13 protein-coding genes are annotated in these 12009 nt (G+C 37.6%); 4 read left to right on the forward strand and 9 right to left on the reverse strand.

Annotated elements, in window-relative coordinates:
* Positions 1-26: 26 nt before the first annotated feature.
* The 4 genes from ACM46_RS20305 to lpxK all read right to left on the reverse strand — a co-directional run bounded on the left by ACM46_RS20305 (position 27) and on the right by lpxK (position 3033).
* Positions 27-485, reverse strand: coding sequence for a GNAT family N-acetyltransferase (locus ACM46_RS20305; RefSeq protein WP_048508495.1), 459 nt, complete (start codon positions 483-485; stop codon positions 27-29).
* A complete protein-coding gene (locus ACM46_RS20310) occupies positions 485-1000 on the reverse strand; it encodes a TlpA family protein disulfide reductase (protein WP_048508496.1) in 516 nt (171 codons plus the stop codon). Before ACM46_RS20310 ends, ACM46_RS20305 begins: the two co-directional genes overlap by 1 nt.
* A 208-nt stretch (positions 1001-1208) precedes the next feature.
* Positions 1209-2024, reverse strand: a complete 816-nt coding sequence (locus ACM46_RS20315; RefSeq protein WP_048508497.1) for a purine-nucleoside phosphorylase — start codon at positions 2022-2024, stop codon at positions 1209-1211.
* A complete protein-coding gene (lpxK, locus tag ACM46_RS20320; RefSeq protein WP_048508498.1) occupies positions 2008-3033 on the reverse strand; it encodes a tetraacyldisaccharide 4'-kinase in 1026 nt (341 codons plus the stop codon). The genes ACM46_RS20315 and lpxK overlap by 17 nt, the downstream gene beginning before the upstream one ends.
* A 76-nt stretch (positions 3034-3109) precedes the next feature.
* On the opposite strand from lpxK, the gene truA reads away from it, so the two are divergent.
* The 3 genes from truA (at position 3110) to ACM46_RS20335 (ending at position 6491) form a co-directional block, all read left to right on the forward strand.
* Positions 3110-3877: a tRNA pseudouridine(38-40) synthase TruA gene (gene truA / locus ACM46_RS20325; RefSeq protein ID WP_241486065.1), complete on the forward strand. Its 768-nt coding sequence runs from the start codon at positions 3110-3112 to the stop codon at positions 3875-3877.
* Between the two features lie 236 nt (positions 3878-4113).
* Complete coding sequence (locus ACM46_RS20330; protein WP_048508500.1) at positions 4114-4455, forward strand: hypothetical protein; 342 nt, start codon at positions 4114-4116, stop codon at positions 4453-4455.
* A 281-nt stretch (positions 4456-4736) separates the two neighbouring features.
* Positions 4737-6491: an ABC transporter ATP-binding protein gene (locus ACM46_RS20335; protein ID WP_048508501.1), complete on the forward strand. Its 1755-nt coding sequence runs from the start codon at positions 4737-4739 to the stop codon at positions 6489-6491.
* Positions 6492-6575: 84 nt separating this feature from the next.
* Here ACM46_RS20335 and ACM46_RS20340 read toward each other — a convergent pair whose 3' ends face one another.
* From ACM46_RS20340 to ACM46_RS20360, 5 genes are all read right to left on the reverse strand, one after another.
* On the reverse strand, positions 6576-8360 hold the full coding sequence (locus tag ACM46_RS20340) for a GEVED domain-containing protein (RefSeq protein WP_083997483.1): 1785 nt from the start codon (positions 8358-8360) through the stop codon (positions 6576-6578).
* A 242-nt stretch (positions 8361-8602) separates the two neighbouring features.
* Positions 8603-9214, reverse strand: a complete 612-nt coding sequence (locus ACM46_RS20345) for a class I SAM-dependent methyltransferase (protein ID WP_048508503.1) — start codon at positions 9212-9214, stop codon at positions 8603-8605.
* Positions 9215-9247: 33 nt separating this feature from the next.
* Positions 9248-9838 (reverse strand): hypothetical protein, encoded by a 591-nt coding sequence (locus tag ACM46_RS20350; RefSeq protein WP_048508504.1) that lies wholly within the window; start codon positions 9836-9838, stop codon positions 9248-9250.
* Positions 9828-10298, reverse strand: coding sequence for an RNA polymerase sigma factor (locus tag ACM46_RS20355; RefSeq protein WP_048508505.1), 471 nt, complete (start codon positions 10296-10298; stop codon positions 9828-9830). Before ACM46_RS20355 ends, ACM46_RS20350 begins: the two co-directional genes overlap by 11 nt.
* Positions 10298-11152, reverse strand: coding sequence for an alpha/beta fold hydrolase (locus ACM46_RS20360; RefSeq protein ID WP_048508647.1), 855 nt, complete (start codon positions 11150-11152; stop codon positions 10298-10300). The genes ACM46_RS20355 and ACM46_RS20360 overlap by 1 nt, the downstream gene beginning before the upstream one ends.
* A 637-nt stretch (positions 11153-11789) precedes the next feature.
* On the opposite strand from ACM46_RS20360, the gene ACM46_RS20365 reads away from it, so the two are divergent.
* The gene (locus ACM46_RS20365; RefSeq protein ID WP_048508506.1) at positions 11790-12002 is read left to right on the forward strand and encodes a hypothetical protein; all 213 of its coding nucleotides are present in this window, start codon (positions 11790-11792) and stop codon (positions 12000-12002) included.
* Positions 12003-12009: the final 7 nt, after the last annotated feature.

Consider the following 12009-nt stretch of genomic DNA (forward strand, 5'->3'; position numbering starts at 1 on the left):
GGATTCATTTATTTTGAATTAGGTTCTTAAGAAGTTTTCATCCTCATGGTAACGAGTAATGATTCGAAGCCTGCTTTTTCGTATGCTTTTACGGCAGATTCATTCTGGGCGTAAACATCCAGTCTTACTTCTGAAATGTCTTTAGATTTTGCCCAGCTGATCAGTTCATCTAAGATCAGCTTATTAACTCCTTTTCCCCTATGCTCAGGTTTCACGTACATAAATCCTAAATAGACATATTTTTCGAAATTAGAATAATTATTTTCAGGTTTCCGGATGCGGGCATAGCCGGATGCAATGATTTCGTTATTCTCTTCCGTGACAAGGACTAAAGAATCTTCGGACTTAACGAGATGAAGCAGATCATAATAATGAATTTCTCCATCACTAAGCGTGCTGTTAAAAGGCCTCTCTGCAGTTACAATTCCCTGTTCGAATTCTAAAAGGATTTCCAAATCCTGTTCTGTGGCTTCTCTGGTAATCATTACTTTAAAAGACGGTTTATGGTTTCCTGAATATCCGGATCTTCAGGAGAAATGGCATAATATTTTGCAATAGAAGATTTTTGGTCTATCACCATATATCTTGGAATCCAATTGAGATCAACATAATTATTGAAATCATTTTTCCATCCTGAAGCAAACCAGTAATTATCCTTGTCCTTCATATTGAATCTTTCGAGACTCTTATCGAAGCCTTCTTTTGATCTTTCCAGTGAAAGGAAGACGAAGTCTATGTTCGGATTATTTCTTTCCAGTTCTTCAGCTTTGGGAAGTGCTTTCAGACAGTCTCTGCACCATCCGGCCCAGAAATCTATCACTAAAATTTTTCCTTTATGTTGATCCAGAATTTGCTGAATGGTCGTGTTTTTTCCTTCTTCATCTTCAAGCTTCTGTGCCAGGGCTTCCCTGGAAAAACTGGTTTTTAGCACTTTAGGCTGCTCCTGTGAGTAGCTTAGCCCAAAAATACTTATCATAAAAATAAATACTAATTTTTTCATTTTCTCAATTTCATTTATACAAATCTAAACAATGAAATGCAATTAAGGTTTGATTTCTTACGAATTAGGAAAAATTTATAATATTGATGGGCTCTATGAGGAAATGCTATGGTATTATTGCGCGGACCACCCCGTCAAATTCTCAATTGGACACCCTCGCGGAGGAGGGGAATGTGCGTTTTAAGTTGTGATATGGGTGGGGAAGTTTTTACGGGTAGTTTTTAATCAAACCTTTTACCACGGCAATTACATTCGGCATGGCTTTATTAGCTGCATTCAGGACTTCTTCGTGGGAAACGGCAAGGGCAATATCCGGCCCGCCAAGATCCGTAATCACAGAAATACAGAAAACATCCATTCCCATGTGTCGGGCTACAATCACTTCGGGAACGGTGCTCATGCCTACCATATCGCCGCCAATGGCTTTGATCATACCATATTCCGCCGGGGTTTCAAAGGTTGGCCCCTGTAAGGCTACGTAAACTCCCTGATGAATTTTAATATGATTTTCTGCGGCAACCTTTTCGGCAGTTTCAATCATTTTTCTGTTATAAGGCTCGCTCATATCTACAAAACGTGGCCCGAACGATTCTATATTTTTACCGCGAAGAGGATGTTCCGGCATCATATTGATATGATCTTTTAAAATGACAATATCAGCAACGCTGTAAGCCGGATTTACACCGCCACACGCATTGGAAAGAATAAGATTTTTAATACCTAACAGATGGAAAATCCTTATCGGAAAAGTCACTGTTTCCATGGAATGACCTTCATAGTAATGGAAACGGCCGCTCATCATCAGAATCTTTTTGCCATTCAGGGTTCCGTAAATTAATTTTCCTCCGTGTCCGGCAACAGTAGTTTGCGGGAAATTGGGGATTTCAGAATATTCCAGAATATGAGTGGCTTCTACTTCATCCTGCAGTTTTCCCAATCCGGATCCTAAAACAATGGCAAAATCAGGAGTTTCCTGAATGATATTTTGGATAAAATCTGCGGTCTGCTTAATTTTTTCTAACATAATCTAAGATGATTTGATTGAATTCTTCCTTTTTATCAATAATGACATTGATAGGCCAGTAGTAAACAATTTCTCTAAGATAGTCAAAAGTTTTAAGACGTACATAATCCTTCTCAGTGGTAAGAATCAGTTTGTATTCACCTAATTTTTTATATTCTGCGGTGATTTTTTTTATATCGTCATCCGTGAAATTATGATGGTCTCTGAATTTTAAATGTTTAACACGCTGTGAGAATTTTGCCAAGTGTTCCAGAAGAGGCTTCGGATTGGCAATTCCGGTAATTAGCAGGATGTCATAATAATTCAGATTGTTGTCCGGAAGCATTTTATCTCTTCCGTATACATTTTCATCGTAGCCGATGGAGGAGAAGAAGACTTTCTGATTGTAGGAAGGTCTTATTCTTGAAATATAATAGCGTTTGGTTTCCTCAGTAAGTTCATCCGGACATTTGCTGACCATGATGATGTCTGCTCTTTTGGAACCATTTCTGGATTCTCTTAAATCTCCGGCCGGAAGAAGGTGATCTTTAAAATAAGGATCATTAAAATCGGTCATGAGAATGTTGAATCCTGCTTTGATGGCTCTGTGCTGTAAAGCATCATCCAGAACAAGCACATCAAGATCCATGTCATCAATTACTTTTTTGGCTCCGGGAACTCTTTCTTCGGAAACGGCAATCACAAAACGGTTTTTGAAGCGTTCGAAAAGCTGCATAGCTTCATCACCGACTATTTTATAATTGCTGTCGTAATTGGTGACCTCGTAGCCTTTCGTAAGTCTTCCATATCCACGCGAAAGTACCCCTGTCCTGTAATGTTTGGACAAGTATTGGGCGAGATACATCACCATAGGCGATTTCCCGCTTCCACCCACGGAAAGGTTTCCGACATTAATTATCGGGGTCTTAAATTTTGTAGTTTTAAAAACTCCCAGATCATACATTGTGTTTCGGATACCCGTTACCAAATGATAACCAAGGGAAAAAGGATAAAGGTACCATCTTTTCATACGTTTGCAAAAATAGGAATTTTCATAAGGATTTTGTGTACTATTCTCAAAGACTTTTCATTAAATTAAAGTATTTTTGTGGAGTTATTATACTACATTGAGATACTTTATTGAATTTTCTTACAACGGGAAAAATTATTTCGGTTACCAGATACAACCGGATGCCATTTCTGTACAGGAAGAACTGGAAAAAGCGCTTTCCACGATATTGAGGGAAGAAATTAAAACCACAGGTGCCGGGAGAACCGATACAGGGGTTCATGCCAAAAAGATATTTGCCCATTTCGATACGGAAAAAGAGGTGGACGAAATCAATCTGCCCTATAAACTCAATAGTTTTTTACCGCCTGATATTTCTATAAAAAAAATATTTCAGGTGAAGGATGATTTTCATGCCCGTTTTGATGCTACCTACAGAACGTATGAGTATTATATTTCTCTTGCCAAAAATCCTTTTACGCAGGAATCTGCATGTCAGCACTGGAAAAGACCGCTGGATATTGATAAAATGAATGAAGCCTGTAAAATTCTTTTTGAATATGAGGATTTTACAAGTTTCGCCAAATTAAAAACAGATAACAAAACCAATATCTGCAAAATGTACAAAGCAGAGTGGGAGCAGGATGGAACTGAACTGAAGTTTACCGTTTCAGCCAACCGTTTCCTGAGAAATATGGTTCGTGCTATTGTAGGAACAATGGTGGAAATAGGAAGCGGGAAAATAAAACCTGAAGATCTGCGTAAAATCATTGAAGACAAACACCGTAATGCAGCAGGAACTTCCGCTCCCGGTCATGGACTATTTCTTGTGGATGTAGGCTATGAGTTTGAAGCGAAAAAATAGATGTTCTGTGTAATAAGCCAGTGTAAGAATAAAAATATTCAAGAGTTTTTATCTATCGTTCGTATTTGTTGATAATACCGGAAAAAATGCTATTTTAGCGATCAATGACTATTTCCATGGAAAATTCGTGTGATTCTTTTATGTAGAATACAGTATTTGCTGGAAATAGAAGTAAGACTGTATTAATAATGAAATCAGGATAAATCTGAATTTCCCGCTATATAAAAACACGAATTATGTTATCAATTTTTATTCTTATCGGAGCGTACCGTTACTACGCACAGCTTGCTGAAAAATTTGGAAAAACAAAATGGCATTACGGACTTCTGGCCATTGGGGTGTATCTGGGTACTCAGCTGTTCTTCGGATTTTCTTACGGGATTTACAAAGGAATTACAGATCCTAACGCTCTTGACAATGTAGATTATACAGGATATTCAATCGTTAATATTGTCAGCTGGATTATTTCAATTGCTGCGGTATATGGTGTTTATCAACTTCTTGAGAAAAAATTTGTAAAGGAGCAGGTGAATAAGCCGTCTATGGAGATTGAAAAGATCGGAGATCAGGAGGTGTAGATCATGGGTTAAGTAAGGTGACTGAGGCTCTCGAAGTCACCGGAATGTTGGCTTCGAGAGCCTCAGCCAACGGAGTGCCTCAGTCTCAGTCAACAGCTTGTGTGCCGGAAATAGCTGTGAAAGCTTACCCTAATAACTCCCAAAATCTGGTTTAGTATATTCATATTTTAAATCGTCCTTATCTGAAATTATCTATAACGATTTGATGAACTTGTAAAGGCAGACAAATTATAAAGTCTTATTTTTGCATAGAATTTTAAATTCTTTCTTCAACTCGTACAATGAAAAAACAAGATACCTGGGGGATTGTTAAAAGGTTGTTCTTTATCGGGATGAAATTCCGTTCCTGGTTCATCCTTACTTTAATAATTTCCGTCATACTCTCTATAGTTTCTACTTTCAGGCCTTATCTTACCATGGAGGTGGTAGATAATGATATTACCAGGCTGAAAGATACCGGTCTGATGATGAAGCATATCTACATATTGGTAGGTTTGGTGTTTGCGGAGACTATTTTAAACTTTTTCCTGGTTTACTTTTCCAATTTTATCTCGCAGAACGTTATCCGTGATATCCGTGAGAGGCTGTATGCCAAGCTGATTTATTTCAGAACCTCTTTCTTTGATAAAACCCCGATCGGGCAGCTGGTAACGCGGGCTGTCGGAGATGTAGAAACTATTGCTACGGTATATACGGATGGTTTTCTTATGGTTTTCGGAGATATTCTGAGAATCATATTCGTTCTGGTGATGATGTTCAGTACCAATGTTCACCTGAGCTACATCACATTGGCTATCCTTCCGTTAATGGTTCTGATTACCCGTTTTTTCCAGAAAAGACTGAAAAAAGCTTTTGGAGATGAAAGATCCTGGACGGCCAATCAGAATTCCTTTGTTCAGGAAAGGCTTGCCGGAATGCCGATTATACAGGTATTCAACAGACAGGAAGCTGAATTCAAAAGATTTGATGATATCAATATTACGTTAAAAGGAGCCCTTCTGAGAACGGTTTTTATTTTCTCGTTATTCTTTCCGGTAGTAGAACTTATATCTTCACTCTTTATTGGGTTTATCCTGTTTTATGGAGGATATATCACAATCAGTGCTGGAGTGGTGATTGCATTTATTCAGTATATTTCAATGCTGATCCGTCCGCTGAGACAGATAGCAGACCGTTTCAACAATATCCAGAGAGGTATTGTAGGAGCGGAAAGGGTATTGGGAATTATGGATGAAGACTATGCAATGCCGAATACGGGGACTGTGAAGAAGGATCATTTTGACGGTAAAATTGAATTTGAGAATGTATATTTTGCTTACGATGAGAAGCAGGAAGTATTGAAGGGCATAGATTTTAAAGTGAATCCGGGTGAAACCGTTGCCATTGTGGGAGCTACAGGAGCCGGAAAATCTACCATTATAAGCCTTATTACCAGACTTTACGATATCAATTCCGGGAAAATTGTCATTGATGATGTGAATGTGAAAGATTATGAACTGTATAATCTGAGAAGTCATATCGGAGTTGTGCTTCAGGATGTATTCCTTTTCCATGGAAGTATTTTTGAAAACCTGGCTTTTGGTGATGAAAGTATCACATTGGAAAAGATAAAAGCAGGGGCAAGAGAGATTGAAGTGGATGAATTTATCGAGCAGCTTCCGGGCGGTTACGATTTTGTAGTGAGCGAAAGAGGTTCCTCTATTTCTTTAGGACAGAGACAGCTGTTGTCTTTCCTGAGAGCTTACTTATCAGATCCTAAAATTCTGATTCTGGATGAAGCTACTTCCTCAATAGACCACGAAAGCGAAAAGCTGATTCAGAGAGCTACAGAAAAAATTACCAAAAACAGGACTTCCATTATTATTGCCCACAGACTTTCTACCATTGAGAAAGCAGATAAAATTATTGTTATGGAGCATGGTAAAATTGTGGAAGAAGGAAAACATTTGGAACTTCTGGATAAAAATGGATACTATTCTACACTTTACAAAGCTCAGCTGAGACATGAAGTGGAACTGGAAGAAGAAGAAAAATAAAATCATCAACTTACCGGAATGGTACTGCATGAGATAAAAAAAAGAGAGCTTTACTAAAGCTCTCTTTTTATTTGGGTATTAAATTTAGAATTTTAATTTCTTATGGAGAATCTTTCCATTTTCCAAGACTGCTTTTACCGTTAAAATGGTATTTTTCTCACGAACAGGGAATCTGAACTCAGAAGACTGTATAGCTGTTTTCCCGGTAAGGAGTCTTCCGGAAGCATCGTAAATATGAAGGGAAGAAATTTTTGAATTGCTTTTTACATAGACAGAATTCTCTTCTTTAGTGATTACCGAATCATCCATTTTAGTTACATTTTCTGTAGCCAGCATATTCTGACGGGTTATCGTTACAGAATAATCTTCTACCTGTCCATATTTTGGCGTATAGCATGCAGTAACCGCTGTCCCGTTGAATTCCCCGATTACTCTCATTCTTAAAGAAGTATTGGTAACAGCATTGGCTGGCGGAGTTACCGATGCAGTAGCCGCAGTACCGCTGCTCACTCCGCTTTGGTTAAGAACAAGCTCTGTAGTTTCATTGAACTGGCCGTCATTATTATAATCTATATAGGCTTTTATAACATGTGCATTGCTGGTTCCCGGTGTAATGCTGAGGTTGGTTGCAACTCCCGCAGGAATAGACGTTTTAGAAACTCCTGCACAGTAGTTTCCGGTGAAATTTTCATAGAAATTATTGGAAGCCTGTTTGAAATTGGCAGAATAGTTATTGATATCTGCAAATTTTACAGAAGTGATTCCAATATTATAGTTCCCTGGATTGGTGATGGAGGCCGGAGTACATGAGCTGGTTAATACAGCAGTATTATTCGGAGTTGTTGAAGACGCTACCGGAGAATTGATTAACGACTGTCTGTACTGTAGAAGTTGTGCTGTAGCTCTGTCTGCCTGCCCCTGTGTGAATAAGTTTCTGAAACAGAATGTGTAAGCCATTACATTTCTTTCACCGCCTGCGTACAGCTGGCTGGTGCAAGGATTGGTCTGTCCGGTCTGGCATGTATACGGAACGGATGAATGATAAAGACTTTTCATAGGTTCCGTATCACATACAAGATCTCCTTGCAGAGTACAGTCGGTATTGGTAGGGCAGTCTCCTGTGGTTTGGTTGTAGCCTTCATGGGTGTGGCGAAGACCTAATGCATGCCCGAATTCGTGGGCCAAAGTCTGTGCATTTACCGCAGAAGCATTCGTAGACATGAAAGAGTAATCGTTGCTTCCTCCGGGATAATAAGCATATCCATTCAGTGCTCCTGCATTGGAAGTGAGCTTTTTCACAACGTAGATGTTGTAATATTTGCTGGTGTCCCACATCCCCAAAGCAGTGATTTCTGTGGCGGCAACAGCGTTGGTCGTGTTGTCATCATTCACCCCTCCGCTTACATATTTAGGCAGATGAGATGCATTGATTCTGTTGATTCCGTTCGTAGTATTGCAGCTTGGATCTACTTTAGCAAAGACGAACTTTACAGGAAGTATAGCGCTGGTTCCGGACATTCCGCTGGAGGAGCTTCCTGCAAAAACACCGTTGGTATAATTGACCCAGGCGATAATATCTGCATCAGATTTGTTATTTGTGGTTCCAATGGCACTTCCGTCACCAACTACATGCACTACGACAGGAATTTCATATACCTGATTTTTGTTGAAAGTTTTGGCAAATTTTCCACTTTTGATGAGCTTTGATATTTCCAGATTAAAGGCATCATCCTGTGCTTTCTGCTCCGGATATCTTTCGTAATGTTTCCGCATCAGCTCATCTGTTCCGCATTCCTGAAATTCTAACTTCTGTGAATAAAAATTGGAGCATAGTGCTCCTGACATCAGTAGGAGTAATAGTTTTTTCATAGTACTTTGATATTATATTTAGGGTTGATAAAAATAATAAAAAATATATGAAATGTTTTGTAAAATAAGATATTGTGTGTATTTTAAATTGTTTTTAATTAAATAAATTATTAAATAGTTAAAAATAAATGGATTTGGTAGTAAATAAGAAAAATTTAAATATTTGAAATAAAGAGCGGATCAGATTAAAGAATTTCCGGTCTTGAAATATAGAATAATATTTAAACCAAGCCCGAAGAGCGTTATATCTTTTTAAAACTACAAAAAACGAAGTTTTGAACAGTTCCGAACGGTGTGGTATGATTTTCCGTCAGACATTTTATTTTTTCAAAACCGGTTTTAAATCTTGCAGCCAGCGAAACATCGTCATACTGCTGAATATCCAGTCCGCTGCATTGAAGAGGGCCATTTTTAGAAAAAGTTCCTATGATCATAAAACCAGTTGTGTTTTTTTCGGCTATGTCAAGATATCCGGATATTTGTTCAGGGGTAGTGAGGAAATGAAATGCAGCTCTGTCGTGCCAGATATCATAAGTTTCTTGTGGCTGAAATGTTGTGATATCCGATACAATCCACTTTACTTTCTCAGCCTCGGTTCCTAATCTTGCTTTTGCCTTATCCAGAGCTTTTGCAGAAATATCAAGCACGGTGATATCTTGGTACCCTTTTTTGAGCAAAAAATCTACAAGATTGCCATCTCCGCCCCCGATATCAATGATCTTAGCGTCCTTCCCCAATGGAAAAGAATCAATGAAATCAAGAGAGGTCTGCGGTATTTCCTGTGTCCAGCTTACCTGATCCTGGTTTTTGGTTGCATATACATTTTCCCAGTGTTCTTTTTGAGTGTTGTCCATCTTTATTTCCTGTGAGTTTAAGCTATCGGATGGCTATTCTTTCAGCTGCCCGTTCATTTCTTCAAATTTATTAATTAATCCATTAAGTTTTGCCTGCTGTTTTTTTATCGTTATTGGTCTTAAATAAAACCAGTTAATAGCAATCCATAAAAACGTAAGTCCATAAGCGGCAATGCCATAGATGATTTCCATTTTTGAGGCATATTCATACATATAAAGACCAATTCCTGTTGATAACATGATGAAATACAAGTTCAGCATGGTGGTTTGCATCAGCTTTTGTTTGCTTTTCAGCAGATAGAGACTATGCAGATATTCTGTATTGGTTTGTGTATAATCCAGTTTGTAAAATATCATAAACATTTGATTATAAGCTGTAAGGAAGATGATCATGGATAATACAACCAGTACAATTCCTATTTTGGTACTGAGCAGCTGAGGTTGGTAATAGTACCAGATAAGCCCTATTAAAAGGCTGGTAATGATAAGCATAATGTTAGTCCCTAATAACCTGTATAGGTTTTCGTTCCTGAATTTTTTCAGTCTGCCAAGTAATTCTTCCATGCTCGGCTGATGGGTAGTCTGCTGTTTCCAGAGACCTTTGAAATCTATATTAGTAGCCATTTTCTTTAAATCTTTTCGTTAATTTTTCTTTTATCCTGTGAATCCTTACCCGGATGTTGGATTCGGATAATCCTACGATGCCAGCTATTTCCGCTTGTCTCAGTTCCTCCAGTTCCAGAGAAATAATAATCCGGTCTGTTTCCGGAAGCTCCGAAATAAACTGATAGAGAAGCTGAATCTGCGGTTCCAGAGATTCCTGTTTTTTTTCTTCAAGATGGATGGGAAGATCTGCTTTTGTAAACTTTTTCTCCTTTTCAATCTGTTTCAGACAGTTATTCGAAGCAATTCTGAAGATCCATGTGCCGATACCGGATTCATTCCTGAAATTGGGAAGCTGGCGCCACACAATAATGAATGTTTCCTGCGCGAGATCTTTGGCCAGTTCAGAATTATTAACATATCCCATGCACAAACGGAAAATCTTCTGCCAGTAGAGTTCGTATATATCTTCGAATACCATTATTTCGTTGATGATAAAAAGTTATTCAACTGGTCCAGATACCACTCTTTATCATCGTACATAATAAAATGAAGTCCTTTTGAAGCATATCTCATATCTGCTGTTTTTAAATTTTTGTATTGGTTTTCAATGGCAGGTTTAAAATTAACAAAATAAGACTCCAGAAGAACAAGAGCAGGGCATTGTATATGCTTTATTTTTTCGCGCAGATCAGTATTAGAGAAATCGCAGTACATTTTCGCAAACGTAGTTCTGTCTGATTTCATGCTCCAGCCAATTACCGTTTCCTGCATGGAAAGGTCTGCTACAAGACGCGGAATGGTGCTGGTCTGCATTTGCTTAAATTGTTCATCATTCATTGTTTTTAAAGCATTAATGGTTGAAGTACAGTCATTGTTTTCTTTAGATTTAAAATTGGGGTCGGATAAAGCGGCCAGACACGGAAGAGCATCTACCACAACTATTTTATCAATAAGCTCAGGGTAATCCGCGGCTAATGCCATTGCAAGACCGCCTCCCATGCTGTGTCCGATAATAATAGGCTTTTCTATTTTCTGATCCTGTATGTAGGCGGCAATTTCTTTTTCCCAACTTTTAAAATCTGCATTGGCTGCTGGTGGTACTCCGGCAAACCCTTTCATGGTTAATACATAGCAGACGAAATTTTTTTCAAATTTGGCTGTAGTGTCATTCCAAACTTCTCCTGAAGACGCAAATCCCGGAATGAAGATGATGGATTGACTGCCTGTTCCTGATTTTTTTACTTCAAAAGGGTAAGCCTTTGCCTGTCCGAATATATTGCATGCTGCTGCAAAAACTAATAATAAGATAAGTAAGATTCTGTATTTTTTCATGGTATCAATTTTTAGATGATTATGCTCTTTAGAGACCTGCTTTTTCAAAATGTTACAGAATTTTTTTAATGAGTTTTCAAAGTTTTAATGAATGCCTCATGAGAAGGACTTTCTCCGGAATAAAACAGAGCATTAATTAACCGTGAATAAAGAGATCGTTTTTAAAGTCTCATGGAGTGATCAAAAACCGTAAAATTAATCACCGGTATCGTCTTTTTTTTGCTGAAAATTTCCAAGTTCTTGTGTAATTTAAAGTCCAAAGTATTCAAAATCTTTACTTTTTTGTGTTGTTCCAGTAAATTTGACCCTATTTTATCAGATTTTTAAGAGAAAAAACCACTGATTTTCTTTTACTTAATATAATGTGTCAAAAATTGAGTTAAAATTATTTTTCCTTGAATTAATAGGCTTTTAAGCTATGTATTTTTTTGAAAATTAACAAGCTGGAAAATAGTTGAATATTCATAAAAAATATAAAATCGCTATAAAATCATGATTTTATGTAAAAAAAATGTACTTACCTGATTATTATATTAGAAAATTCACTAATTTTATTATAAGTTTAGACCTCGCCCCGGTTGACGGAAGGGTATAAAGTGTAAAGTTGATTTTTTTAACTCAAAATCCAAAAATATAAATGAGCGATATACAAGATGAATTTAAAGTATTCAAGGACGAATTGAAAAAACTGAATATCGATGTACAGAAAGTAGTGAAGGTAGGAAACGGAAGCATGGATTTCCACGAGGTTTTTTACAAGTCACCAAGATACGAAGATGTGAAGAGCGTGTATGTTCAGCGTCATACTCTGGACAGTATGGTAGAGAAATTTAAAAAAGCTTACCACTAAAAATAAA

The sequence above is a fragment of the Chryseobacterium angstadtii genome (assembly GCF_001045465.1).
In the GTDB taxonomy this organism is placed as follows: domain Bacteria; phylum Bacteroidota; class Bacteroidia; order Flavobacteriales; family Weeksellaceae; genus Chryseobacterium; species Chryseobacterium angstadtii.

Coding starts and splice junctions, on each gene's coding strand:
- ACM46_RS20335 (WP_048508501.1), top strand. CDS start 4,737: ATGAAAAAACAAGATACCTGGGGGATTGTTAAAAGGTTGTTCTTTATC.
- ACM46_RS20305 (WP_048508495.1), bottom strand. CDS start 485: ATGATTACCAGAGAAGCCACAGAACAGGATTTGGAAATCCTTTTAGAA.
- ACM46_RS20360 (WP_048508647.1), bottom strand. CDS start 11,152: ATGAAAAAATACAGAATCTTACTTATCTTATTATTAGTTTTTGCAGCA.
- ACM46_RS20310 (WP_048508496.1), bottom strand. CDS start 1,000: ATGAAAAAATTAGTATTTATTTTTATGATAAGTATTTTTGGGCTAAGC.
- ACM46_RS20350 (WP_048508504.1), bottom strand. CDS start 9,838: ATGGCTACTAATATAGATTTCAAAGGTCTCTGGAAACAGCAGACTACC.
- ACM46_RS20355 (WP_048508505.1), bottom strand. CDS start 10,298: ATGGTATTCGAAGATATATACGAACTCTACTGGCAGAAGATTTTCCGT.
- ACM46_RS20365 (WP_048508506.1), top strand. CDS start 11,790: ATGAGCGATATACAAGATGAATTTAAAGTATTCAAGGACGAATTGAAA.
- ACM46_RS20330 (WP_048508500.1), top strand. CDS start 4,114: ATGTTATCAATTTTTATTCTTATCGGAGCGTACCGTTACTACGCACAG.
- ACM46_RS20345 (WP_048508503.1), bottom strand. CDS start 9,214: ATGGACAACACTCAAAAAGAACACTGGGAAAATGTATATGCAACCAAA.
- ACM46_RS20340 (WP_083997483.1), bottom strand. CDS start 8,360: ATGAAAAAACTATTACTCCTACTGATGTCAGGAGCACTATGCTCCAAT.
- lpxK (WP_048508498.1), bottom strand. CDS start 3,033: ATGAAAAGATGGTACCTTTATCCTTTTTCCCTTGGTTATCATTTGGTA.
- ACM46_RS20315 (WP_048508497.1), bottom strand. CDS start 2,024: ATGTTAGAAAAAATTAAGCAGACCGCAGATTTTATCCAAAATATCATT.